We start from the raw sequence: 26,150 nt of genomic DNA, 5'->3' as shown, positions 1-26,150 counted from the left end.
ATACGGGCTTATATAAAGGAAGTCTTTACTCTATATAAAGTTTTTTACCCTATACTATATGAGTTAGGGCCTGGGAGTGTTACCTATCGAATCTATGTAAAGATGATTCTAAAAAACACAAATATAAAGCCAAAAGTCCCGGTATAGTCCGGGACTTTTGGCTTTATTTCATGTATGTTAGCATGCCAGGCAAGTTAGCTGATGGTTTGGTACTAGACGTGTTGAGGAGGAGAGTCTTTCACGCTTGCAGGCTCTGTTGTCCTCCTCGTAGGACCTTGTGGCAAAAGAGTTTTCGTATCATATAATGGAGTATTCGAGATGATGAGACTCATATCATGGAATAACCAAATAAACTATCAGGAAGTGATTTTTTAGTTGCAAACACTACTCATAACAGGCGGGGCTGGTTTCATCGGTAGTAATTTTGTTCATTATCTTATGGCAAATACCAGTTATAGAATTATAAATCTCGATAAGCTGACCTATGCGGGTAATCTGGATTCTCTGAAATGCGTATTCCATCATCCTCGCCATATATTTATTAAAGGATCCGTTCTGGATCAGTCTCTGATAAACCAACTCCTTGAACAGTATCGGCCTGACGGAGTTGTTCACCTGGCAGCTGAATCCCATGTAGATCGGTCAATTGACAGGCCGGAAGACTTTGTTCAAACCAATATTGTAGGAACTTTTACCCTATTAGAGTGTGTGCGGGATTACTGGTTGCGTCAAACTTCTGCACAGAAAGCCGCTTTTCGTTTTCTTCACATATCTACCGATGAGGTTTACGGTTCACTAGGGTCTGAAGGTTATTTTACAGAAGAAACAAAGTATGCGCCTAACTCGCCGTATTCTGCATCAAAGGCCGCAGCGGATCATTTGGTGCGGGCTTATCTCAAGACCTATGGTTTACCGGTGTTAATAACCAACTGTTCTAATAATTACGGGCCGTACCAATTCCCGGAAAAGCTTATTCCTTTAATGATATTGACTGCGCTTACAGGTGAGCCCTTACCTATATACGGTGACGGCGGCAATATTCGGGATTGGCTATTCGTACTTGATCACTGCAGCGCTATTCTGAAAGTGTTGACACAGGGTCAACCCGGAGAAGTCTATAATATCGGTGGTAATCATGAGAAGTCAAATTTGCAGGTAGTGCAGGGTATATGTGATTTGCTTGATGAAATGCAAGTGCGCCCGAATGGTGGCAGTTTCCGTGAACTCATTACTTTTGTAAAAGACCGACCTGGTCATGATCGCCGTTATGCCATCGATTCTTCTAAGCTGCAAACTAAGCTCGGCTGGATTCCGCAGGAAACGTTTGAAACTGGTCTGCGCAAGACTGTTAAGTGGTATTTAGGTAATCTGGACTGGTGCGAAGGTGTCAGAACAGGCAGTTATTCGGTGCCCAAGCCGCTCGAGACTGCTAATTTCTATAAACGCTAGTTTAAGAGTGGCTTGGGTCCTGGATAAGGTCAAGTAAACTTCAAATGGGTTAACGCTCTGCGGGGAAGCTAAGTCTTGCTTTATCGCAGAGGGCCTGGGGCTTATTAAACGGCTAGGAGTGTTTTTATGATTAAAAAGGGAATCGTCTTGGCTGGCGGCTTAGGTACAAGGTTATATCCGTTAACCAAAGTTATCAGCAAGCAACTTATGCCTATCTATGACAAGCCGATGATATACTATCCACTTACCACGCTAATGCTGGCGGGAATATCCAACATACTGGTGATTTCAACCCCGCAAGACTTGCCTTTGTATCAGCAGCTTCTCCAGGATGGAACACAATGGGGAATAAATATTTGTTATGCGTCTCAACCACGACCTGAGGGAATTGCCCAGGCATTCATTATTGGGCAGAAATTCATCAAGGACGAAGGTTGTGCACTAGTGTTAGGGGATAATATTTTTTACGGTGATGGACTGGCAGCTAAAATGCAGCTGGCGGCTAGTAAGGACGCGGGGGCAACAGTCTTCGGGTATTGGGTTAGTAACCCAAATCAGTATGGTGTGGTCGAGTTCGATGAGACCGGAGTTGCTGTCGGTCTGGAAGAAAAACCCAAACAACCTAAATCAAATTATGCAGTAACAGGACTATACTTTTATGATCACCAAGTAGTCAACATGGCGAAAAATCTCAAGCCAAGTGCTAGAGGTGAACTTGAAATTACAGATATCAATAAGCTTTACCTTAGTCTAGGGCAACTTAGTGTTGAACGTCTGGGACGTGGTTACGCATGGTTAGATACCGGAACACATAGTTCACTTCTTCAGGCGGCAAATTTTATTGAAACAATTGAGCAAAGACAAGGATTAAAGATTGCATGCCCGGAGGAAGTTGCTTTGCGCATGGGGTATATTTCCGATCGGCAACTACTAAAAATTGCAGAGTCTTATAGGAATAATGGCTATGGTAGCTACCTGCTAAAACTAGCACAAGGGGAGGCAGGCTTATGAGGTGTTATGATACATCCTTGCCGGGTGTAAAGATTTTCGAACCTAAAGTCTTTGAAGATAGACGCGGATTTTTTATGGAGACATGGAATGCATCCCGCTATGCAGAGTGGGGTATTTCGGCGGATTTTGTACAAGACAACTTATCGTTGTCAGCAAGAGGAATTTTACGAGGGCTTCATTATCAACAGCCTAATCCACAAGGAAAATTGGTGTATGTACTCTTGGGAGAAGTTTTTGATGTAGCTGTAGATATAAGATGTGGATCGCCGACTTTTGGACAGTGGACGGGGGTCAGCTTGTCTCAACAAAATCGGCGGCAGCTTTATATTCCGGAAGGATTCGCCCACGGCTTTTGTGTAGTGAGCGAAATGGCATTGTTTGCCTATAAATGTACTGAATCTTATTTACCGGCCAATGACAAGGGAATCTGTTGGAATGATCCGGAGTTAAATATTCAGTGGCCGATAGTTGAACCTACGTTATCGGCAAAGGATAAACAACAGCCGCAGCTTAAAGACATACCGATAGAAAGCCTGCGTTTTATATGAAGTATAAAGGATGATAGTATGAAGATTATGGTTACAGGCGGCTCCGGCCAACTTGGGAGGGCCTTCGCATCTCACGCCGAATCATTCGCGGATCAAATGGTTCTGTTAAGTTCAAGCGATATGAATGTTACAATACCGCACCAGGTGAATAGCATCTTCAGTCAAATCCGGCCAGATGTAGTCATCCACGCTGGTGCCTATACCAAGGTTGATGCTGCTGAGACGGCACCGCAGGAAGCTTTCAAAATAAATGTAATCGGTACTCGCAATATAGCTGTAGCTTGTTTAAACTATAATTCCAAAATGGTATATCTCAGTTCCGATTACGTTTTTGATGGACAACAGACCCGGCCGTATACTGAATTTGACCGCACCAATCCTTTAAATGTTTACGGCAGCAGTAAATGGGAAGGCGAAATAATTGCTGCCAGGATTTGTCCTAAGCTCTTTATTATAAGAACTTCGTGGTTATATGGCGATGGGCATAATTTCGTTCGTACTATCCTCAAGTTAGCTCAAGAAAGGGAATTCTTGGCTATTGTCAATGATCAAACGGGAACACCTACCTATACGGTAGATCTAGTACAAGGCATTATGTCACTCATTGCAACTGACGGATATGGTACTTATCATATGTCAAACAGCGGTTATTGTACTTGGTACGATTTTGCAACAGAAATTCTAAGACTTGCTGGCCGGCCAACCATAGTGCACCCGATAACCTCAGATGAATATGTCACAGCTGCTAAGCGGCCCAGGTATTCGGTCTTACGCAATTACATGTTGGAATTGAGTGGCCTTGATAACTTTCGTTACTGGCAGGAGGCACTTGCGGAATATTTAAAGCACAGTGGAATGTTTGCCGGCGATGTTTAATGTAAAACTAGGAGCGGGTTTTTTGGAAACTTGGCTCTCCTCTTTTTTTATGTCAAAAATAAGGAGCTGTCTCAAATGAGACAGCTCCTTAATGTTATTCTGTTCTAGGCGGTAAGGTGGTTTTGCCCATAATGGCCAGTATTTGACTTACTGCGGTATCAAGTGAACCCATGTTTTTTACTACATGGTTAGCACTTTGCCAGTTGCAGAATTCGCCGGTGTTTTTGGCGTATTCAATCCGGCGGTTGATTAGATCACTGCTATCGCCGCGCTCGATCATCCGGTCAATGATAGCCTCTTCATCAGACATAATAAAGATGGATTCTACCCGATTGGCCAGAAGTTTTTTGAGTTGAGCAAGTCCCTGGGTATTGACGGCTACGGCAGTTACCGGGTGTTTGTTGACTTTCTCCAAAACCTCTGTCTTGCTTAGCCCATATAGATTTCCCGAGTACTCAGCACGTTCAATTAGTTCAATCTTTTGGAATTCTTCCTTACTGACAAAGTAATAATTGATGCCATGGACTTCACCGGCCCGGGGTTTACGTGTAGTATGGCTTACCATTTCTGGTATGCCATAGCGGGCAAGCTCATTAATAATACTCGTTTTTCCCGAAGCAGGGGGGCCTATAAGTACATATACTTTGTTCATGCATTCCTCCGTTATTTTTTTATTAATTAACCGTTAGGAAAAAAGCCTCTGAGTTAACTCAGAGGCTTTTGAATTAAACAGATATATCAATGTTGTTACCAAGATGTGGCAATGAAATGCTAGGAGCCGATGTCGACATAAGCGCAAGTAATCCCTGGCTTTGATCGGAAGCTGTATCCATAGCTTTTTTCATAACAAGAATGCTGGCTTGATTATTAACACGGGCTTGTGAGGCTGTTGTTGCAAGCGCGGCAATATCCATAACGATTCGCCTCCTATGTTATTATACACAAATTATACTGCGATCAGGAATATTTAGTCAATGAAATAAATGGAATTATAACCATAAATTAGAAAAAAGCTATACAAAAGATAAAGATTCCAAATTAGTTTTTAAGCTTTATATGAGAATAGTTTGCTGTGTAAATAATTATTTGTTTTACAAATACAACTCAACATGTTACAATGTTTTGTACATAAAGAGTCCGACCAAGGAGGACGATTGTCCTATAAATATCGTACAACAAGCAAAATTTGTATGTATTTCAAGTAGTGGTTAATCTTTCTGAAATGTTAGCCGTGTTTTTTAAAAAAACAAAAAAAATTTTAGTCTATTTTTCGGTTAGCCTCATATACTGTTTATTGTGGTATTAATTTAGGAGGTGGCAGAATGCTGGTGCATATTCAATGTGGCGCCGTAATGGAAGTCGATCAGGAAGGTAATCATACCTGTCCGAAATGCGGTAAGACAATCAAACCACGCGTCTCCCGAAAATAAGCGAGCTGCGAGGTAGTTGACTGGTTTGGGGAAGTTTGCTAAACTAATCAAAACACTAGTCAAGGAAGTATTAAAGTAGAATAAAGGGTGACAAAATGTTGCATGAGTTTTCCCGGACAGAATTGTTGATTGGCGCAGAGGGACTGCGGAAACTGGCACAAAGCAAGGTTGCTGTGTTCGGAATTGGCGGAGTGGGAACATTTGTTGTGGAAGGTTTGGCGCGCTCTGGTGTTGGCAAATTTGTGCTGGTGGATGACGATTGTATTTGTTTAACCAATATAAATCGGCAATTACATGCTACCAGAAAGACAATTGGCAGACCCAAAGTTGAAGTTATGCGTGATCGCATTCTCGAGATAAACCCTAAAGCGGAAGTAACTATATTCCAGGCGTTTTATTTGCCGGATACGTCTGAAGGGATTATTGCCAATGATTATGATTATATTGTTGATGCGATTGATACTGTAACCGCCAAAATAGACCTTGTTTGTAAAGCTAAGGCGAAAAATATTCCGGTCATCTCCTCAATGGGGGCCGGCAATAAGCTTGACCCGACAAAGTTTGAGGTGGCCGACATTTTCAACACTTCAGTTTGTCCGCTGGCTAAGGTTATGCGCCAGGAACTGAGAAAACGGGGGATTGATTCTCTTAAAGTCGTTTACTCTAAAGAGGAACCGCTTAAACCTGTGGAAACTGAGAATTCAAGCTGTAGTTTGCATTGCGTGTGTCCGCCCGGAACAACACGTAAGTGTTCGACTCGCCGCCAGACACCCGGCAGTATCGCCTTCGTGCCGTCAGTCGCAGGCCTCATTATTGCGGGTGAAGTGGTGAAGGATATTGTATTTGAAAGGGTATAACCGCCTGCTGTTTAGAAAAAAATGAATTGTAAAGAACAAACAATAAGAAGCTTTATGGGAGACGTGCCCCATAAAGCTTCTTTTATTTATTAGCTCGTTTGCTGTTGTACGTTTCCCAGGCAGTCATAATTTTTTGGCGGGAAAACTCTAGACGCTTGGCAGTAACTTTGCTGCCTTCTCTTTCTGCATCGGTAGATAAATCGTAAAGGGTATTACTTAAAGCTGCAATAATAGCCGATAATAATTCATGCACTTCATCTTTTGCTGGTTCCATTACTAAGCCTCCGTTCCTCAAGGTATGTTTCTTATTCAATAACAAGAATATATAAATTATAAACGGATATTTATGGGAATGCAATCAGGTTTTCCGCATGAAACCGGCCAATGTGCAGGAAAAAAGGGCAACTGTTCGTCGCCCTTGCCATTTAATATTAAAACAACTGATGATCTTCTCCGTTACTATGTGCTTCGCGAGCTTTTTTAATATTAGCCTGTATCCGCTGAGTCGTGCGCGGTTCAGAGAGAACCGTAATTGAAGAAAGGTTTTTGCTGAAGCCTTTACCGTGAGCATATTTTATCGTAGTTTTCACGGCGGCACCTCCTCTCAGGTAATTAGTTGTTTAAGCGCTGATAATATTCCCTATACTTTTTAAGCACGGGGTCTGTGGCTAAGTCATTTTCCAGATGCAGGTCAAGACTTGCCTTAGGGCAAAATTCGGAGGAAAACTCACAGGAACCGCTTTCAATACAATTATTACATCCCATGATTTTGCGCTGGTGCACAAAATCACCTCCCGAAAGAGCTAAATTCAGCACTAATTTTAGCGCCTGCTATAGTTTTTTGAAAATATGGCGTTAATTATTACGAGTTTTTATACCAATTTTTATTCTGCTTTGTAGAAATTTGATGCTTTGGGTTTTATAGTAAAAAAGCATAATGGCTTGAAAGTTTTGAATGGAAGTAAGAGAGCGTAGGCTACTTTATCATTAATAGCGATGGTATAATAGAATAAGAAAAAACTGACAGAAAAGAGGTGGAAGGTCATGCAAATAGGGCAGGTAGGTCAGGAATTACTACCTGGACAGGCCGCTCTTGAAGAAAAAACTTTGTACCGGTTGGATTGTGATGGTCACGGTCTTTTGATTGTAAAAGAAAGGGTTTGTAATCAGGATGTCGATAATATTCAAAATGCTGGTGTCGAGTTGGGTATATATATTGACGGTCCGATAATTTTTTTACTTTTTAAGTTCGGAAAAGGGACATGGAATGATGCACCATATTCTTGGCATACCGTGCCACGAGAGTCACGGGTGTATCCAGAAGAAGCTGCTGACGCCGGAACTCTTAGGATTGCTCTTGCTGAGACTGGTGCCGGTATCATCAGGGCCGTAAGGAATATCACGTTTACCCAGGAGTTTGCCGATAAACTGAATACTGCAATAACGGTTCAAGCCAATGGTAGCTTTAACGGATTATCTTATGCAAAACACATAAATATGGTTTATAACCAGTATACATCTGAAGATATGATAGAAATGGCTGCAGCGCACATGAAAGTGGAAAAGTAATTTTTGCGTTGCTATAATTAACCATTAAAAAAATGGAAGGGGATTTTTACATGAATGAATTAAAAAGCTGGCACAATCAAACAATTGGCGCTAAAGTAGTGGAGGCTTTGCAAAAGAACAACTTTACCGCCAGTTACGTTGCAACCAAACAGGAAGCATTGGACAAATTGGCTATGCTCATTTCTAGTGATGCGACAGTTGGCATTGGCGGCTCCTGGACAATCAAAGAAATTGGGATTGATACTTTATTAGAAGAGCGCGGTAATACGGTATTCAATCATAACAAACCCGGTTTGTCCCCGGAAGAATCATTGGAATTACGGCGAAAACAAATGACTTGTGACGTATTTTTAACAGGCACTAATGCACTTACTTTAAAGGGTGAACTTGTTAATGTGGATGGCGCTGGCAACAGGGTAGCCGCAATGATCTTTGGACCTAAGAAGGTTATAATCGTTACAGGAATTAATAAAGTTGTTACAAACATAGAATCAGCAATGGAACGGATTGAATTATTTGCTGCTCCTATCAATAATAAGCGCTTGAATCGTCCTAATCCTTGTACTGTTACTGGAGAATGTATGGATTGTCAAGGCCCTACCCGCATTTGCAACGTTACTACAGTCTTGCATAAAAAACCATTTAGTACCGAAATTGAAGTCATTATTATTGGTGAAGAGTTAGGCTTCTAAAATTTAGTATGGCTTAAGTTTATGCGACAGCACTTTAAAGTGCTGTCGTAATTTTTTTTGCTTGTCCAAGATTTAACCCGCATACTGACAGTTGTGTCATCATATATGTTATTGTCTTAGGCATTTGGCATATAAGGGGATGACTGCATGTGTAGGCGAGTAGGTAAGGTTGCTCTTTGGTCTATCCTATGGTTTCTTGTAGTGATTTTGGTAGCTCCCGGGCAGGCAACAGGACAGGAAGATACATCCCGCATTGTTGTTAATCTGCCAAGTCGAACCCTGGAATTATATAAAGAGAATACAATTATTAAAGAGTATCCTATTACCATCGGAAAACCGTCTACTCCTACGCCGGTAGGAGACTTTTCTATTATTGAAAAAGATATTAATCCTTGCTGGTATCCACCAGGTAAGGATTACATAGTTCCTTCTGGCCCAGACAATCCGTTAGGGTATCGCTGGATGGGAATTGGTTCTATGTACGGAATCCACGGAACAAATACGCCTTGGTCAATCGGGTACGCCGTATCCAATGGCTGTGTGCGTATGCAGGAAGAAAGTGTTGAAGAATTATTTGAACTTGTTGGGTGTGATACGCCTGTTACTATTGAGTATGAGCGAATTAAAGTACGGGTAGATGGTCATGGTAAAGCTTCTATTGGTATTTATCCCGATGTATATGGACGACAGCGTGTAACACTGGCTAGTGTAAAGGCTGTGCTAGCTGAAGCAGGAATGGACGGATTGGCTGACGATTCCTTGCTGCAGTCATTGATTGATGAAGTTCCTGACAGGCAAGTAACATTTGCGCAGTTACATAATTTAAAAATTAATGGTGTGCCACGGGCCGAACGTATTGTGTCGTGGGAAGGAAAGAAGCATGTGCCGGTCATGGTATTAGGAGACAGTTTGCAAGCGTCTATTAAATGGGACGAGAGCAGTCAGACTATATCCCGTCAAAATCATATTGCTCCGGCTATTAAACGTGGGAATACAGTTTATGTTAGTGTTGAAAGTTTACCTGCTTTGTTTGGCGGGAAAGAAGTTTGGAATGAAAATGAAAATTGCTTGGAATTATTGCTGCCAGTGGCCAAATATGACGGTCAGCTATTAACAGGCGATATCCAGCGTGTTGGTGATGAACTGTCTTTGTCGGCTTTAGCAGTGGCTAGAAGCATTGGCGAGCGCGTAAAATGGCAGCCTGCATCTGGACAACTAGTTGTACATGGTAAGCCTGCGCCGGTTGTGATTGTGGGAGAAGAGCCCTTTATCAGTGTAAAAAATATTGGCGCGATATTTAATGTGTCAGCTATTTGGAATGACCAAACCCAAACCCTTGACTTGACCTATCCGTTACATCCAATTGATTATTCCATGTATATGGACCCGGGAGAGGAGTATCTTTAATAGAGTGTTCTGGAATTAATTACAAGAAAACAAGTAATTGACATAATGTATAAAAGCATGGTACTATAAGCAAGTCGCTTCGGTGCGAGGGAAAAATAACCAGCGTTGAGGCAACAAAAAATACCAAAAAGATTATGTTGACACGATGAAACAAACGTGATAACATAAATAACTGTCGCCGCTGAAAACGCGGTAACAACAAAAACGATCCCGGACAAAGCGTACCGTCCATGGTACGTCCGTGACACTAGCGCATCCGTGCGCGTCGTTCCCTGAAAACTGAACAATGTAAGTAATGCATCATAAAAAGCCAGATGTGCGGTGCTCATTGAGCACACAAAACAATTTCTTTTATGAATTTTATGAGCCATCAAGGCTCCATAAATATAATTTTTATGGAGAGTTTGATCCTGGCTCAGGACGAACGCTGGCGGCGTGCCTAACACATGCAAGTCGAACGGAGTTGTTAGCAATAACAACTTAGTGGCGAACGGGTGAGTAACGCGTAGATAACCTGCCTCTAAAATGGGGACAACACCGCGAAAGTGGTGCTAATACCGAATGTGGTATCTCGGTCGCATGATCGAGATAAGAAAGATGGCCTCTACTTGTAAGCTATCGTTTAGAGATGGGTCTGCGTCTGATTAGCTAGTTGGTGAGGTAACGGCTCACCAAGGCGACGATCAGTAGCCGGTCTGAGAGGATGAACGGCCACACTGGGACTGAGACACGGCCCAGACTCCTACGGGAGGCAGCAGTGGGGAATCTTCCGCAATGGACGAAAGTCTGACGGAGCAACGCCGCGTGAGTGAAGAAGGTTTTCGGATCGTAAAACTCTGTCGTTTGGGACGAACGTGCTTTGGGTAAATAATCTAAAGTAATGACGGTACCAAAGGAGGAAGCCACGGCTAACTACGTGCCAGCAGCCGCGGTAATACGTAGGTGGCAAGCGTTGTCCGGAATTATTGGGCGTAAAGGGCGTGTAGGTGGATTCTTAAGTCGTGTGTCTAAGTGCGGGGCTCAACCCCGTATAGGCGCAGGAAACTGGGGATCTTGAGTGCAGGAGAGGAAAGTGGAATTCCCAGTGTAGCGGTGAAATGCGTAGATATTGGGAGGAACACCAGTGGCGAAGGCGACTTTCTGGACTGTGTCTGACACTGAGGCGCGAAAGCTAGGGGAGCGAACGGGATTAGATACCCCGGTAGTCCTAGCCGTAAACGATGGGTACTAGGTGTAGGAGGTATCGACCCCTCCTGTGCCGGAGTTAACGCAATAAGTACCCCGCCTGGGGAGTACGGCCGCAAGGTTGAAACTCAAAGGAATTGACGGGGGCCCGCACAAGCGGTGGAGTATGTGGTTTAATTCGACGCAACGCGAAGAACCTTACCAGGGCTTGACATTGAGTGAAAAACTTAGAGATAAGTTCCTCCCTTCGGGGACACGAAAACAGGTGGTGCATGGCTGTCGTCAGCTCGTGTCGTGAGATGTTGGGTTAAGTCCCGCAACGAGCGCAACCCTTATCCTTTGTTGCCAGCGCGTAAAGGCGGGAACTCAAAGGAGACTGCCGCAGACAATGCGGAGGAAGGCGGGGATGACGTCAAGTCATCATGCCCCTTATGTCCTGGGCTACACACGTACTACAATGGGCTTAAACAAAGCGAAGCAAGCCTGCGAAGGTAAGCCAAACGCATAAACAAGCTCTCAGTTCGGATCGGAGGCTGCAACTCGCCTCCGTGAAGTCGGAATCGCTAGTAATCGCAGGTCAGCATACTGCGGTGAATACGTTCCCGGGCCTTGTACACACCGCCCGTCACACCACGAAAGTTGGAAACACCCGAAGCCGGTGGGGTAACCGCAAGGAGCCAGCCGTCTAAGGTGGGGCCGATGATTGGGGTGAAGTCGTAACAAGGTAGCCGTATCGGAAGGTGCGGCTGGATCACCTCCTTTCTAGGGAGAACTGTTCGGTGTAACAACTGAACTACTTCCAGGTCGGTACATCAGGCAGATGCACAAACCTTACATTGTTTGGTTTTGAGGGAATGCAAATTTCTTCAAACAAAATATCTAGTGACGATAGCTGTGGGGCTCCACCTGTTCCCATACCGAACACAGTAGTTAAGCCCATAAACGCCGAAGGTACTTGGTTGGAAACGGCCTGGGAGATTAGGAAGTTGCTGGTTTAGGAACGAAAATTACCAGAACTTACTTGTTGAAATACACGAGTAAATCTGATAACATAGATGTTCCGATGTTCCTTGAAAACTGCACAGAAGAAAGCAAAAGTAAAGTAATGCCTCATATATAAATATGAGAAGTTCTTTACGCGCAATTAGGATACTAAAGGCAAAACGTAAGCTATGTAACGGCTTAGGCTGTTTAGTGTGCGTTAGCTGCTAGGCGGACCGGAGAAGTGAGCCGCGCGCGTACTGGTAAGTACGTAAGCAAACACTTTGAGGACCAACGACGCAGATGACGTGCAATAAACTGCCGTAATTAAGTCAAGTTAGTAAGGGCATACGGTGGATGCCTAGGCGCCAAGAGCCGAAGAAGGACGCGGTAAGCTGCGAAAAGTCATGGGGAGTCGCAAGCAGACATTGATCCATGAATGTCCGAATGGGGGAACCCGGCGGTGGTAATGCACCGTCACCTAGCTTATGCTAGGAGGGCACCCGGGGAACTGAAACATCTAAGTACCCGGAGGAAAAGTAATCAAACGAGATTCCCTAAGTAGCGGCGAGCGAACGGGGAAGAGCCCAAACCAAAGAGCTTTGCTCTTTGGGGTTGAGGACTGACAGAAGTTAGGCCAGGTCTAGTCGAACTACCTGGAAAGGTAGGCCGCAGAAGGTAAAAGCCCTGTAAGCGAAAGACAGAGCCTAATGGTCAGAATCCAGAGTACCACGGGACACGAGGAACCCTGTGGGAAGCAGGGGGGACCACCCTCCAAGGCAAAATACTCCTTGGCGACCGATAGCGCATAGTACCGTGAGGGAAAGGTGAAAAGCACCCCGGGAGGGGAGTGAAAGAGAACCTGAAACCGTATGTCTACAAGCAGTCGAAGACCCTTATGTGGTCGACGGCGTGCCTATTGAAGAATGAACCGGCGAGTTACAGTAACTAGCGAGGTTAAGTGGAAAACACGGAGCCGAAGCGAAAGCGAGTCTAAATAGGGCGAGAGTTAGTTATTGTAGACCCGAAACCGCAGTGATCTATCCATGTCCAGGTTGAAGCGCAGGTAAAAATGCGTGGAGGACCGAACCCGTGAGCGTTGAAAAGCTTTGGGATGAGATGTGGATAGGGGTGAAATGCCAATCGAACGCGGAGATAGCTGGTTCTCCCCGAAATAGCTTTAGGGCTAGCCTCAGGTAATGAGTATAGACGGTAGAGCTCTGATAGGGCTAGGGGCCATATTGGTTACTGAACCTTGTCAAACTGCGAATGGCTATACTTTAGCCTGGGAGTCAGACTGCGAGTGATAAGATCCGTAGTCAAGAGGGAAACAGCCCAGACCATCAGCTAAGGTCCCAAATGCCGTGCTAAGTGGCAAAGGATGTGGAATTTCCGAAACAACCAGGATGTTGGCTTAGAAGCAGCCACCATTTAAAGAGTGCGTAATAGCTCACTGGTCGAGAGATTGTGCGCCGAAGATGTCCGGGGCTAAAGCACGGAACCGAAGCTATGGCATGTCTTATGACATGGGTAGGGGAGCGTTCTTATTGGGTAGAAGCATGACCGTAAGGACATGTGGACTGATAAGAAGTGAGAATGCCGGTATGAGTAGCGAAAAGACAAGTGAGAATCTTGTCCACCGAAAGCCTAAGGATTTCTGAGGAAGGATCGTCCGCTCAGAGTAAGTCGGGACCTAAGCCGAGGCGTAAATGCGTAGGCGATGGACAACTGGTTAAAAATCCAGTACCACCTAAAATCGTTTGAGCAATGGAGTGACACAGCAGGGTAGATGAGCGCGAGGATGGAAATTCGCGTCGAAGCTTGTAGGGTGCTTGGTAGGCAAATCCGCCAAGCTGGAACCTGAGGAGTAACAGATAGCTGTTAGAGATAACGGCGAATTCATTAATCCCACACTGTCAAGAAAAGCTTCTAGTGAGAAATTAGGTGCCCGTACCGTAAACCGACACAGGTAGGCGGGGAGAGAATCCTAAGGTGCGCGGGAGAACCCTCGTTAAGGAACTCGGCAAAATGTCCCCGTAACTTCGGGAAAAGGGGAGCTTGTATACCGTGTAGACTTGAAATCGGTCGAAGCGGGAATGAGTTGCAAAAAAGAGGCCCAAGCGACTGTTTACCACAAACACAGGTGCCTGCTAAAGCGAAAGCTGACGTATAGGTGCTGACACCTGCCCGGTGCCGGAAGGTTAAGAGGAGGGGTTAGAGGCAACTCGAAGCTCTGAATTGAAGCCCCGGTAAACGGCGGCCGTAACTATAACGGTCCTAAGGTAGCGAAATTCCTTGTCGGGTAAGTTCCGACCCGCACGAAAGGTGTAACGACTTGGGCACTGTCTCAACGAGGGACCCGGTGAAATTGAAATACCTGTGAAGATGCAGGTTACCCGCGACTGGACAGAAAGACCCCATGGAGCTTTACTGCAACCTGACATTGAGTTTTGGTAAATGATGTACAGGATAGGTGGGAGACTTAGAAGATAGGACGCAAGTCTTGTTGGAGTCGATGTTGGGATACCACCCTTTATTTACTGGAGTTCTAACCGAAAGAGTAACGACCTTCGGGACAGTATCAGGCGGGCAGTTTGACTGGGGCGGTCGCCTCCGAAAGAGTAACGGAGGCGCCCAAAGGTTCCCTCAGCGCGGATGGAAATCGCGCGAAGAGTGTAAAGGCAGAAGGGAGCTTGACTGCGAGTCAGACAAGACGAGCAGGGACGAAAGTCGGGCTTAGTGATCCGGTGGTACCGAGTGGAAGGGCCATCGCTCAACGGATAAAAGCTACCCTGGGGATAACAGGCTAATCTCTCCCAAGAGTCCATATCGACGGGGAGGTTTGGCACCTCGATGTCGGCTCATCACATCCTGGGGCTGAAGTAGGTCCCAAGGGTTGGGCTGTTCGCCCATTAAAGTGGTACGTGAGCTGGGTTCAGAACGTCGTGAGACAGTTCGGTCCCTATCCATCGCGGGCGTAAGAGACTTGAAGGGAACTGCTCCTAGTACGAGAGGACCGGAGTGGACGGACCAATGGTGTACCAGTTATTCCGCCAGGAGTACAGCTGGGTAGCTACGTCCGGAAAGGATAAACGCTGAAAGCATCTAAGCGTGAAACCAGCCTTAAGATGAGGTCTGTCATTCGAAAGAAGTAAGGCCCCTTGTAGATGACAAGGTTGATAGGCCAGATGTGTAAGTGGCGCAATCCACTCAGCTGACTGGTACTAATAGGCCGAGGACTTGACTTAAACCTCGTTTGCATGAAGTGCAAACATTGAATATATCTAATGCGTAGTCTTTCTTCTGTGAAGTTTTTAGGGAACATGACACTCACTTTTTGTGGGTGTTTTTTATTCTTATTGGTTAGATGCGGAAAAATTTTGATATAGGAATAATAGAACCTTATGCAAGAGTGGTATTCTAGGGGGGACGGTTAATAAGGATGTTCCGCGCTACCACTTGGAACTAAGCGATTCACACAAGTTCTAGCGTCGCTGGCGCTCCTAATAACTTGGTTCTCTGCTTATTGCTGTGCTCCTAATAACCCGGTTCGCTGCTTATGTGAAGCTTTTTAGGGAATATGACACCTCTACTTTGCGGGGTGTTATTTTTGTATATTGTGGAATTAAAATCATGAAAAGCAATGAATTCCTGGAATTCAGGGGATTAATTAGGGAGTTCGGGACTAACACCAACAGTACTCTTAATCTTAATAGCTTGGTTTTCTGCTTAAATCTGTGACTAAATGAATACCTGCGTCATAGTATACATTGAACTAACCCACAAGATTGTTAAGTGGAAGGAGGAAATGTATATGGGTTTTGGTCGCGGTAATTCGAGCGTTTGTATTATTATCATCATAATAATACTGCTGTTCTTCTTCTGTAACGAAGACAGCAGCATTACTTGCTAAGCCCAATATAGTTAATCCATTACTTACAATGAGCCGGAGCATTTTTGTTTCGGTTCATTTGCTATTTATCTTTAATAATGCCTCAATGCTCTAATTATATCTTTCTTGTATGATTCGGTCTAAAAACAGAGAAAGGCAAGTTTGCACATATTTTCCGGGCAAAAGAAGGTAATTTCTGGTATAAGCCACGTATGAACAATTATAGTGTACATTTAAGTGCTAAAATAGATAGTATGTTTGTAGTGGGAAATTTTGTATTTATCCAGTATATTCCTAAAAAATTTCAGATTGATTTTTGTATACACGAATGATATAATATATTTAAGAATAAAGTATACATAGCCGATCGTCGACAGAATGAATCTAAGAATTCGGGGTCTGCCGTTGGTCGTGTCAAGTATACTCGTAAAAAGACCCCATCCTGAGTTCCGGATAACCGGAGTCGCAGGATGGGGTCTTTTCATTTTTTTTTGTTTTTTACCGCGCGCTGCAAATCGGGCATCCTTGCATGCGGAAAGGTTTTTCTAAATGTGCTTGGGCCAGAAGTTCTTCATTGTTAAAGATATCTAGTGTTGGGCCATCGGCCAGCACTTTACCCGCGTGTAAAACTACTGTGCGTTCACAGAGATCCAAGACTAAATCAAGGTCATGAGTAGCAATAATTTTGGTGTGTTCAAAGGTTTTCAGGAGGCTAATAAGCTGGCGCCTTGCTAGTGGGTCAAGGGCGGCGGTGGGCTCATCCATTACCAGGATGCAGGGATCTATTGCCAGTACTGCGGCTATGGCGACTGCTCGCTTCTGGCCGCCTGACAGGCGATAGGGCGTACGGTCCTTCAAGTGCAATGCGCCAACAGTAGTTAGGGCTGCTGTTACCCTGGCATCTACTTCTTCGGGGGGGAGCCCCAAATTCAGAGGACCGAAAGCCACATCGTCATAGACCGTAGGCATAAATAACTGATCATCCGAATTTTGGAATACCATACCGACTGAACGCCTAATATGAGGCAAGGTTTTCTTCGTAACTGGATAGCCACCGATGTTGATAGTTCCTGCAGTAGGAAAGAGTACTCCGATCAGATGGGATAGTAAGGTGGTTTTTCCTGAACCGTTTGCTCCTACAATGGCGACAGACTCGCCATGAGTAATACGTACAGACAGACCTCGCAAAGCTTCTGTTTGGTCGGGATAGGTAAATTTTACTTCTTTTAATTCAACAATATGATGGCTCATTATTAGACCCCCAGAATTAATTTTCCGAGAAGCTGTGGAAGATTAAATAAACGGGCACACAGGAAGAAAACAATCCAGAAAATAAGGTAAAAAATATCAGTTGTTGTTAGCGTGCTTGTGCGCATAAGCCGAACTTCACCGTCAAAACCTCGGCACATCATGGATTGATAGATACGGTTGGCCCGGTCAATTGATCGGATAAGCAGCTGACCGAGTAGTGATCCCCAGGCCCGGAAACGAACACCTTCTCCATGGAACGAACGCAAACTATACGCTTGAATGCTGCGCACGAATTCTTCCAGTAACACATATAGATACCGGTACATGAACATTAATTGCACAACAAAGATTTTGGGGACACCGATACGCAGCAGGGCTGAACCCAAAGCATCTATTCCGGTTGTTGCCATTAGAATCAAGGCTGTGGATACTGTTAAACATAAACGAAGAGTAATTGAGAGAAAGGAGATCCAGCCGCCTGTCAGTATCCAGGAACCAATTTTAGCAACTGGCGTATGATCAAATATCGGATTGAAGATTCCTACAAAAACGACAAACGGCGATACTAGCAGTAATCGTTTTAATATTGGGGCCGCCGGCAGATTACCCAAAGAGAGTAAGGCAGCCGGGAAAATGAAAAATGGTAACAGGGCGGTAATTTCGTATTTGGGGAAGGAAGTAACGGCAATAATAAACGCCAAAACCACTAATAACTTAACCCGGGGATTCAGGCGATGAATTACCGTTTGTTTGGTGGCGAGAGTGTCAAGATAACGTAAATCTATCCAATTGGCTTCAATTTTTAGCATTTGCCACCTGCTTTCCGATAAAGTAGACTTTGCTGCAGATCAGATTTTAAATTAATCGAAAGGTAGTCATTGGAATGAAATAAAGGGCGGAATCGGTAAACCGTCTTCCGCCCTCAAACTATTACTATTTTGCCAACCGCCGCAGGCCTTTGCCGATCGTATAGGCCAAAACTAATGTTAAGGCTGAACCGACGATACCGGCAAAAGAGGTTCCGGTATCAACCGAAGGCCAGGAGGCAGCTTCTTCTTTAGGTTCTGTTGCAGCGGGCTTTTCGCTTTGTTTAAAGTTATAGTCAGGTAAGAATGCGATTTTTTCCTGTAATTCGGCGAGTATGCCGTGAATTCCTTCCGGAGCTTCTAACTCTCCTTTGCCTGTTACGTTGACAATTGACCATTCCAGTCCGTCAGGATCACTTGAAGCAAACCAGGATAAAGCTCCGCCGGTAATAACAGTTGCAATCAAAAGTACTACCAAAACCGGTTTAATAGGAATATTACCAAAAGGCTTACCGCTTGCGGAACGTTTTAAAATTTCGGGAGATTCTTTTAGAATAAAGAGAACTACTGCTGCGGTAACGAGACCTTCAACAATGCCGATAGCCAAGTGAATAGGCTGCATTAAAAGAACAAAAGCAGCAAAAGGCAGTTCAGATATTCCGGATAAGAGTGTTTCCAAAACGACGCCAAAGGCACCCATTTGCAGGCCAATGATTGCCGCTACTAACGAAGCGAAAAAAAGGCGGCCTTGAGAAGGATTATTGCCGGCAAGAGGTTTATAGATTAATGGGTAAGCGATAAAACAGGGGAAGAATCCCATGTTAAAGATATTGCAACCCAATGCCAGCAGGCCGCCATCGGCGAAAAACAAGGATTGTATTGTTAGGATTGAGGCTATTGTTAAAAGGGCGGCATGTGGACCTAATAAGAGTGTTAGCAGCAACCCTCCACCTAAGTGGCCGCTTGATCCTGTACCTGGAATGGAAAAATTAATCATTTGAGCCGCGAAAACAAAAGCTCCCAGTACGCCCATTAAGGGAATTTTGCGATCATCAATATCGTGTTGAACTTTTTTTGCGGCGTAAGTAGCCAAGCCAGCGGTTACCGCCCACATAGCCCCGCCAACGGCCGGGGAAATTAATGCGTCTGCCATATGCATGATTCAATCACTCCTAATAATTTGTCCGACGATTAACCTTCAGTTGGGTTAAAAACCCATCTGAAGCAAAGTCTGATTTATCCAGGGTAGGTTTTGATTTCCGAGTTCAGAAGAACTTCGTTACCGACAAAAAAAGACTACAAAAGAACCCCATGCACTGCTGCTGGGAATAGACTTTCGTAGCCTTGTTTCAACGATATACAGCTTAATGAAAATATAATTCCACGGGTTCTTCTGAACGAAGGCCTCTTCATGATGCCTATATTGTGAATATTTTCATCTGCGTAGTAATATTCTTCATAGAAATTTTTATTCCTGCTGCCTAACAGAATCTTTTTTCAGAAATTTAACTGAATTTATGGAAAAGCAGGTTTTTATCATATCGGACAGAATATTATGGAGTGGATTTAAAAAGATTATGTTATATAGTATGGATAGAATGCGTCGTTCGACGCTGAAATAGTACGGTTGACCCTGACGTCATTACTATGTTCAAGCTCGAAATCATTACCCGGACTTGAGGGAATAATTGAACTTTAACTGTTGTTGCGGGACAAATTTTGGGCTTGCTATAATTACGGTATGGCATATAGCCGCTAAGTAGAGGTGAAACGATGGATACCCATAAATTGCGAACTGCCTTGGCCGGAGTTCTATGCGGTCAGTCAGGCAAGATTACCAATGCCGAAGATTTTTTGCAATCGGCCGTAACCGTACCGCTAATAGATATGGATGGGAAGCCGGCAATTTTATTTGAAGTCCGTTCCAGCAAATTACAATGGCAGCCGGGAGAAATTTGTTTTCCCGGTGGCCGCATTGAGAGCTATGATAGTAGCCCTTTGCAGGCTGCTTTACGGGAAACTGTTGAAGAACTCGGTGTGTCTCAAGAAAATATTGAAGTTCTTGGGGAAATGGATTATTTGGTTAGTCCTATTGGCGTTATTATGTACCCGTATGCAGTTCACATTTCTGAGCAACTTCCTTTTACCCCAAATGAGGATGAGGTTGCTGATGTATTTGCGGTACCGCTTGATTTTTTACTTACCACGAAACCAGAAATTGCTTCCATGGAAGTAGCAACAAAGCCCCTTGAGGGATTTCCATATGAGCTGCTGCCTGCTGATTACCCTCAGGGATACCGGCGCCGGGCTGAATATCAGGTGCTTTTTTACCAGTATAATCAATATGTTATCTGGGGGCTTACAGCCAGAGTACTGACAAGTTTTCTTGATATATGCAGGAACCGCTTAGCGGGAGGTTTTGGAGTGTGATACCTCATGTCATTTTACTGGTAAGCATAACTGGACTGGTATTTACCTATCCTTTTGATGGGTACTTCCGATTTACGCTCAGTGTGGCTGTTCTAGCCACACTGCTCTTATACTTTCAACGATTGCCAGTCATTAGTATTTCGGCTGCTGCCGGCGCGCTTATCCTTATGTTTAGGGTAGCTATTAAATATCCCTTTGATGAAACCTTTGTAAGTACTTTAATACATAACTTACCATCATTTGGTTATTATCTGGCGTACGGTTTGCTGTTTAGGTTAGCAAGGGTTCGTGATTATACAGGAAATATACTGGCACTAATTTTGCTTTTGAGTATATGCGATATTGCCAGTAACTGTGTAGAACTTATTATTCGCTGGGAACTTATCGGACGCAATCTGGAAACTGTATTGACAAGTGTAGTAGCTGTAGGAGTTGGACGGGCTGTAATCGCTGTAGTCGGCTATTACTCTTTGAAACGCTATCGCGATTTCGTGTTGGCTGAAGATCATGCCGCCCGGTATGCGGACCTTATTTTCATTATTGCAAAGCTTAGGGCGGAGCTGTTTTACTTGAAAAAATCATCTGCGGATATTGAAACTGTCATGGAAAAAGGCTATACGCTATATCAAACTCTTAACACCGCAAACCCGGGAGAATTGGCGCAAGCTGATTCTCCCTCGGCGAGGGCCTTGGCGATTGCCCGCGATATTCATGAGGTGAAGAAGGACTATTACCGTGTAACCAGAGGCATTGAGGAAATTCTCAAGGTTGCGGTTAGCGAAGAAGGATTGCCGTTAGCGGAGTTCTTCCAAATTATCGAGCAAAATACCAGGCGGTATATCAACGGTTTGGACAAGCCGGTTACCATTACCTTCGACTACGATGGTACTTTGGTTACTGATAAATATTATGCTATTGTGTCTATCCTGAATAATTTGATTATCAATGCCGTTGAAGCTGTTGAACCGTCAGGAATTATTGTTGTAAGCGGGCTGTGTGGCAGGGGGAAGCTGACACTTGCCGTGTTTGATAATGGCCCGGGCATCAGCCCGGAAGAAATGGAATTGATTTTTGCTCCCGGTTATTCTACTAAATTCTCTGAGGTAACAGGACAAATGTCGACCGGCCTGGGACTCAGCCATGTCAAAAACCTGACCGAATCGTTGGGCGGCCAAATAGACGTAGCTTCCAGGCCAGGGAAAACAGTATTTACAGTTACAATACCGCTGGCTAACTTAGTTGTAAATGGGACAGGTCCTCATCCCAACCGGATCGTTTGATCCATAGCTGCTCCAAGACTTTGGTTTCACAAATGGAGTCGAGAACAGATAAGTTACGGAATTTGTGCGACTAACCTTCAGATGGGTTAGCCCCCAATTGAAGCTAAGTCTACTCTACGGGAGGCAGAAACAGTGCGATTTGTTATTATCGAAGATGACGTAAGTGTCCGAAAAATTGTCAGCAATATTATTGAAAAGTATAACCTAGGAGCAGTTGTTGCTGAATGCGGGGATGGCCTTAATGCCGAGGAAATTATTAACGAGTATGCACCAGATGTAGCTTTAGTCGATTTGTTACTGCCAGGGCAAGATGGCGTTGAACTAATCAAAAAGCTTAAAGAAAAAGGTGTAGAGGCGTCTTTCATTATGATCTCTGAAAGTACCAGTCAGCCAATGATAACCAAGGCATATCATGCCGGAATTGATTTTTACATACATAAACCAATTAATGTATTGGAGATTGTATCAGTCATTCGTAAGGTGGAAGAAAGCCGCCGGCTGCGGCAAGTCATGTCCTTGATTTCTCAGACAACAGCGAGGTACGTCAGTCCGACACCGCGCGTGGGGGAGCTTGATGAAAATACAAAAAAGAACCGGATAAACAGAATTTTTTCTGAACTAGGTATTATTGGTGAGGCCGGGGCTAAGAATATACATCAATTAGCGCAATTAATTGATGTTCGTCTGACGGGAGGAAGTGACAAGGCCTATCAACTGCATGAATTGTATCAGGAACTGTCGGTTTCTATCGGACAGGATGTAAAAACCATTGAGCAAAGGGTGCGGCGAGCTATTGCCAAGGCAATGCAAAATGTAGCCAATATGGGGATTGAGGACTATCATAATGACAAATTTGAAACCTACAGCGGCGCATTGTTTGACTTTAAGGAAATTAGGCAGGAAATGAATTATATCCAAGGCAAGGGTTCTTATCGCGGCAAAATTAATATCAAAAAGTTTATTGAAGGGTTACTCTTCTTAGTTGCTGAATAGCAGCAATCACAAATCCGGTAAGTTTTGTATACTGGGACATACAGGGTGAAACTTTGTGTCTGTTTTTGTAGTTTTTTATAGAGGGACATTTACACTAAATTCTGAAAGATAGCTACAATTAAAAATACAAAGGAGGTAACCTGCTCAATGTCTCATGAACAAAAAACTGAGAAGCCCAAAAAAGGCATGGGCCTAACAACTCAAATTTTTATTGGTCTTATCCTTGGTGTTATTTTTGGCTATGCCTTCCCTAACTATGCCGTACAACTGAAACCGATCGGCGACATGTTCATCCGTATGATTAAGATGATCGTTGTGCCGTTGGTAGTAAGCTCCCTGGTAATGGGTATTGCCGGCACTGGTGACTTCAAAAAACTTGGTCGCTTAGGTGTTAAATCCATCCTCTGGTTCGAAGTTGCAACAACCATTGCGTTGTTTGTCGGTCTCTTTGTAGTTAACGTGTTCCAGCCTGGTGTTGGTGTTAACGTTACTGCCGGTTCTGCAGCCGATGCTGCTGCCGCTGCTAAGAAAACTATCGACATGACCCAAATGATGGTTAACCTTGTTCCTACCAACTTTGTTGATGCAATGGTTCGCGGTGATATGCTTCAAATCATCGTATTCTCAACTTTCTTCGGTGTAGCCGCTGCTGCTATGGAAGCAAAAGGCAGACCAGTTGTTGATCTTTGCATCAGCGTTGCTGAAATCATGTTCAAGTTTACCTACTATGTAATGAAGCTGGCTCCTATCGGCGTATTTGCTCTGATTGCCTTTACTGTTGGTAAATTCGGTCTGGGAATGCTGTTGCCGCTGGCTAAATTAATTGGTTCCTTATATTTTGCATTGATTCTGTTCCTCACAGTGATTGTAACCGGTGCTACACTGGCTCTGCGTGTAAACTTCTTCCACCTGATTCGCGCTATTAAAGAGCCAATGCTTATCGGTTTCTCGACAGCTTCCAGTGAAGCCGCTTTGCCGCTTGCTATGGAAAAACTTGAAAAATTCGGTGTGCCTAAACATATTGTTACTTTCGTATTACCTACCGGTTATACTTTTAACTTGGACGGTTCCACACTGTACAGTGCTCTGGCTGTTGTGTTCATTGCCCAAGTATACGGTATTCCATTTGACTATTCACAACAATTGCTCATGTTAATTACCTTGATGTTATCTACTAAAGGAATTGCTGCCGTACCTGGTGCTTCACTCATCGTTATCGCCGGTACTCTTGCTGCCTTCGGTCTGCCTGTTGAAGGTGTCGGTATCATCCTTGGTGTTGACCGTATTCTTGACATGGCTCGTACCGCTTGTAACCTCACTGGTAACTGTATTGCTGCCGTTGTTGTTGCTCGCTGGGAAAAAGAATTGCCTGACGAAGTACTTCAAGTGGCTTATTCACAAAGCTACGACGACTAATTGTAAAAAAAGAGCTGCCGCAAGGCAACCTTCGAATGTAGACAAAACCCGCTTCAAGCCGAGAGAGAGGCTTGGAAGCGGGTTTTTTGTGTATATTTAAGATTTTGTGAACTCCGATAGTAAGAGGGAAAAAGCTTTTTCTTCCCCATTGCAAATTTCTTTAAATTCATACACGCAAAAGAAGCACGAAGTAGTGCTGTACTTTCTCCAAGCCGCAGTAACGAGTATAATCGTTCTTTTTATTACTTATTTTGTATAGTATTCTGAAGCTTTTAATTGATGAATCAATTTTTTTGCAAATTTCTTCTTGATATTGGGCACTTCAGATTCAACATACTTATAGAATCCTTCGCCAGTCTTAATCCCTAGTTTGCCTTCCGCTACTTTTTGTTTGAGAAGGTCATTTGCATCTAACCGGTTATCCATTTCTTTTAATAAATTATCACCGACAACACACCAGATATCCAGTCCGCCGAAATCGGCTACTTCTAATTGACCTGTTGTTGCATAGCGGAAAGCCGGGCCGAATTTGAGTGCTTTGTCTATGTCGGCTGGCTCGGCGACACCCATTTCAATTAACGAAAATACTTCTCGCGCAACGCCTTGCTGAATTCTGTTAGCGACAAGACCGGGAATGTCTTTTAAAATCTTAACTGTTTGCTTTTTTATTGATACAAATAGGCTCTCTACCTCTTTGTACAGGTTTTGCGGCATATTGCCAAAGCAGGAAAGTTCAACAATTGGCATTAGATGGGCGGGATTATACCAATGGTTAACAATCATCTTTTCCTTTCGTTCTGGTGGCAGCAAAGTCATCATTTCGTCTAGTTTTAGACTTGATGTGTTACTGGCGAGAATCGTATGTGAAGGACAAAGCTTGTCTAATTGTTCAAATAACTGTTGCTTAAGTTCTATTTTTTCCGGGGCGGCTTCGATAACATAATCTCTATCTTCAACAGCTTGGTTAAGATCAGTGCAAACTTTTATGCGATTAAGAGTGGCGTTGATCGCTTCTGGTTTGATAAAATCCTCTTCAGCTAACAGGGACAGCTCATCACTAATTTCGGCCATAGCTTTAGTTAACTGATTTTCATAAGCATCATACATTGTTACCTCATAGCCATATAAGGCAAAAGATAAGGCAATGCCGTGTCCCATTGTGCCCGCGCCAATAACTCCGATTTTATTAATCATTTTTTCACCTACTAATTCTTTTTTAATCCAAGGATCTCTCTTGCTTCATCAGGTGTTGCTGCTGTGCTATTCGCTTCTTTGATGACTCTTGTGGCGCGTTCTACAAACTGAGCGTTTGATTTTGCCAGTTGACCTTTGGCATAAAATACATTGTCCTCCATTCCGACACGAACGTGGCCTCCAAGTGCAATCGACGCAAACATAATAGGCAGATGGCCCTGGCCGATTCCGAATGCTGACCAGGTTGACCCTTGAGGTAACAAGTTTTTAAGATATACTAGGTTTTCGACTGTGGCAGCTGTGCCGCCGGCGGCACCCAATACAAACTGATAATGGGCGGGCTGGGCGATTATGCCTTTTTTTATATAGTAAAGAGAATTATAAATCATACCGGCATCGAAAATTTCTATCTCGGGCTTCACACTGTTTTCGATCATTGTTTTTCCAAGTTTCTCAAGGAATTGCGGTGGATTTAGGAATAAGCTATTATGCATCCAGTTCATTGAGCCACAGTCGTAAGAAGCTAGCTCCGGTTTTAGTTCGATAATATGAGCCATTCTGGTTTCGTCAGTCGCATAAAGGTCACCCGAGGTGGTAAGATTGAGTACAATATCACATTTGCTTCTGATAAGCTCTACTGTTTCCTTAAATTTTTCTTTGGACATGGTACCTCTGCCATTTTCGTCACGCATGTGCAAGTGCGCCACGGATGCACCCGCCTGCCAACATTCGTAAACATCATTCGCGATTTCTTTGGGAGTTAAAGGAATGTTTGGGTTGTGTTCCTTAGTAGGAAATGCTCCCGTTGTTGCGACCGTAATAATTGTTTTTGACATAAAATTCACCTCAAAATAAATTAAATTAATTTTGGTTATTGCGTTGT

General features: G+C 43.9%; 22 protein-coding genes and 3 rRNA genes. 15 read left to right on the top strand and 10 right to left on the bottom strand.

The features are described 5' to 3' along the window. Positions 1-375: 375 nt before the first annotated feature. The 4 genes from rfbB (at position 376) to rfbD (ending at position 3,884) form a co-directional block, all read left to right on the top strand. Positions 376-1,449, top strand: a complete 1,074-nt coding sequence (gene rfbB / locus SRRS_RS24805) for a dTDP-glucose 4,6-dehydratase (RefSeq protein ID WP_371364146.1) — start codon at positions 376-378, stop codon at positions 1,447-1,449. A gap of 126 nt (positions 1,450-1,575) precedes the next feature. Then, complete coding sequence (rfbA, locus tag SRRS_RS24800) at positions 1,576-2,460, top strand: glucose-1-phosphate thymidylyltransferase RfbA (protein WP_371364145.1); 885 nt, start codon at positions 1,576-1,578, stop codon at positions 2,458-2,460. Then, on the top strand, positions 2,457-3,008 hold the full coding sequence (rfbC, locus tag SRRS_RS24795) for a dTDP-4-dehydrorhamnose 3,5-epimerase (RefSeq protein WP_371364143.1): 552 nt from the start codon (positions 2,457-2,459) through the stop codon (positions 3,006-3,008). Before rfbA ends, rfbC begins: the two co-directional genes overlap by 4 nt. A gap of 18 nt (positions 3,009-3,026) precedes the next feature. After that, a complete protein-coding gene (rfbD, locus tag SRRS_RS24790; RefSeq protein ID WP_371364141.1) occupies positions 3,027-3,884 on the top strand; it encodes a dTDP-4-dehydrorhamnose reductase in 858 nt (285 codons plus the stop codon). Positions 3,885-3,978: 94 nt separating this feature from the next. Here the strand turns inward: rfbD and SRRS_RS24785 are convergent, their stop codons facing one another. Beyond that, positions 3,979-4,536, bottom strand: a complete 558-nt coding sequence (locus SRRS_RS24785; protein WP_371364140.1) for a guanylate kinase — start codon at positions 4,534-4,536, stop codon at positions 3,979-3,981. 73 nt (positions 4,537-4,609) lie between these two features. Continuing rightward, entirely contained in the window at positions 4,610-4,798 is a 189-nt protein-coding gene (locus SRRS_RS24780; protein ID WP_371364138.1) for a YjfB family protein, read from the bottom strand. Between the two features lie 611 nt (positions 4,799-5,409). Between SRRS_RS24780 and SRRS_RS24775 the strand changes: the two genes are divergently transcribed. Then, positions 5,410-6,171, top strand: a complete 762-nt coding sequence (locus SRRS_RS24775) for a ThiF family adenylyltransferase (RefSeq protein ID WP_371364136.1) — start codon at positions 5,410-5,412, stop codon at positions 6,169-6,171. A gap of 82 nt (positions 6,172-6,253) precedes the next feature. On the opposite strand, the gene SRRS_RS24770 is transcribed toward SRRS_RS24775, so the two are convergent. From SRRS_RS24770 to SRRS_RS24760, 3 genes are all read right to left on the bottom strand, one after another. Continuing rightward, positions 6,254-6,445, bottom strand: coding sequence for a hypothetical protein (locus SRRS_RS24770; protein WP_371364134.1), 192 nt, complete (start codon positions 6,443-6,445; stop codon positions 6,254-6,256). Between the two features lie 157 nt (positions 6,446-6,602). After that, entirely contained in the window at positions 6,603-6,761 is a 159-nt protein-coding gene (locus SRRS_RS24765; RefSeq protein WP_371364132.1) for a hypothetical protein, read from the bottom strand. A gap of 22 nt (positions 6,762-6,783) precedes the next feature. Next, positions 6,784-6,954 carry a hypothetical protein gene (locus SRRS_RS24760; protein WP_371364130.1) on the bottom strand — a complete coding sequence of 57 codons (171 nt, stop codon included), beginning with the start codon at positions 6,952-6,954 and terminating at the stop codon, positions 6,784-6,786. A gap of 261 nt (positions 6,955-7,215) precedes the next feature. Here SRRS_RS24760 and SRRS_RS24755 point away from each other — a divergent pair, with 261 nt between their 5' ends. The 6 genes from SRRS_RS24755 (at position 7,216) to SRRS_RS24730 (ending at position 15,253) form a co-directional block, all read left to right on the top strand. Continuing rightward, positions 7,216-7,740: a hypothetical protein gene (locus SRRS_RS24755; protein WP_371364128.1), complete on the top strand. Its 525-nt coding sequence runs from the start codon at positions 7,216-7,218 to the stop codon at positions 7,738-7,740. A gap of 50 nt (positions 7,741-7,790) precedes the next feature. Further along, positions 7,791-8,432 carry a lactate utilization protein gene (locus tag SRRS_RS24750; protein WP_371364127.1) on the top strand — a complete coding sequence of 214 codons (642 nt, stop codon included), beginning with the start codon at positions 7,791-7,793 and terminating at the stop codon, positions 8,430-8,432. Positions 8,433-8,579: 147 nt separating this feature from the next. Then, positions 8,580-9,839 carry a L,D-transpeptidase family protein gene (locus SRRS_RS24745; protein ID WP_371364125.1) on the top strand — a complete coding sequence of 420 codons (1,260 nt, stop codon included), beginning with the start codon at positions 8,580-8,582 and terminating at the stop codon, positions 9,837-9,839. A gap of 392 nt (positions 9,840-10,231) precedes the next feature. Next, positions 10,232-11,786: ribosomal RNA gene (locus SRRS_RS24740) — 16S ribosomal RNA — on the top strand. 116 nt (positions 11,787-11,902) lie between these two features. Next, a 5S ribosomal RNA gene (gene rrf, locus SRRS_RS24735) occupies positions 11,903-12,019 on the top strand. Between the two features lie 316 nt (positions 12,020-12,335). Beyond that, positions 12,336-15,253: ribosomal RNA gene (locus SRRS_RS24730) — 23S ribosomal RNA — on the top strand. Together the 16S, 23S and 5S rRNA genes form the textbook arrangement of a ribosomal RNA operon. A 1,142-nt stretch (positions 15,254-16,395) precedes the next feature. Here SRRS_RS24730 and SRRS_RS24725 read toward each other — a convergent pair. From SRRS_RS24725 to SRRS_RS24715, 3 genes are all read right to left on the bottom strand, one after another. Beyond that, the gene (locus SRRS_RS24725; RefSeq protein WP_371364123.1) at positions 16,396-17,148 is read right to left on the bottom strand and encodes an energy-coupling factor ABC transporter ATP-binding protein; all 753 of its coding nucleotides are present in this window, start codon (positions 17,146-17,148) and stop codon (positions 16,396-16,398) included. A 2-nt stretch (positions 17,149-17,150) separates the two neighbouring features. Then, positions 17,151-17,957 (bottom strand): cobalt ECF transporter T component CbiQ, encoded by an 807-nt coding sequence (gene cbiQ, locus SRRS_RS24720; protein WP_371364121.1) that lies wholly within the window; start codon positions 17,955-17,957, stop codon positions 17,151-17,153. A gap of 124 nt (positions 17,958-18,081) precedes the next feature. Further along, positions 18,082-19,113: an energy-coupling factor ABC transporter permease gene (locus SRRS_RS24715; RefSeq protein ID WP_371364119.1), complete on the bottom strand. Its 1,032-nt coding sequence runs from the start codon at positions 19,111-19,113 to the stop codon at positions 18,082-18,084. Between the two features lie 614 nt (positions 19,114-19,727). Between SRRS_RS24715 and SRRS_RS24710 the strand changes: the two genes are divergently transcribed. From SRRS_RS24710 to SRRS_RS24695, 4 genes are all read left to right on the top strand, one after another. Then, complete coding sequence (locus tag SRRS_RS24710) at positions 19,728-20,384, top strand: CoA pyrophosphatase (RefSeq protein ID WP_371364117.1); 657 nt, start codon at positions 19,728-19,730, stop codon at positions 20,382-20,384. Continuing rightward, positions 20,381-21,664 (top strand): sensor histidine kinase, encoded by a 1,284-nt coding sequence (locus SRRS_RS24705; RefSeq protein WP_371364115.1) that lies wholly within the window; start codon positions 20,381-20,383, stop codon positions 21,662-21,664. The genes SRRS_RS24710 and SRRS_RS24705 overlap by 4 nt, the downstream gene beginning before the upstream one ends. Positions 21,665-21,796: 132 nt before the next feature. Further along, a complete protein-coding gene (locus tag SRRS_RS24700; protein WP_371364114.1) occupies positions 21,797-22,657 on the top strand; it encodes a response regulator in 861 nt (286 codons plus the stop codon). A gap of 147 nt (positions 22,658-22,804) precedes the next feature. After that, positions 22,805-24,073 (top strand): dicarboxylate/amino acid:cation symporter, encoded by a 1,269-nt coding sequence (locus tag SRRS_RS24695; RefSeq protein WP_371364112.1) that lies wholly within the window; start codon positions 22,805-22,807, stop codon positions 24,071-24,073. Positions 24,074-24,319: 246 nt separating this feature from the next. Here SRRS_RS24695 and SRRS_RS24690 read toward each other — a convergent pair whose 3' ends face one another. Further along, positions 24,320-25,267, bottom strand: coding sequence for a 3-hydroxyacyl-CoA dehydrogenase family protein (locus SRRS_RS24690; protein ID WP_371364110.1), 948 nt, complete (start codon positions 25,265-25,267; stop codon positions 24,320-24,322). Positions 25,268-25,278: 11 nt separating this feature from the next. Further along, positions 25,279-26,103 carry a 3-keto-5-aminohexanoate cleavage protein gene (locus SRRS_RS24685; RefSeq protein WP_371364109.1) on the bottom strand — a complete coding sequence of 275 codons (825 nt, stop codon included), beginning with the start codon at positions 26,101-26,103 and terminating at the stop codon, positions 25,279-25,281. Positions 26,104-26,150 lie beyond the last annotated feature (47 nt).

The organism is Sporomusa rhizae (assembly GCF_041428845.1).
Lineage (GTDB): Bacteria > Bacillota > Negativicutes > Sporomusales > Sporomusaceae > Sporomusa > Sporomusa rhizae.
Note: the sequence above shows the minus strand (reverse complement) of the source record. Positions and strands in the feature narration are given on the sequence as shown.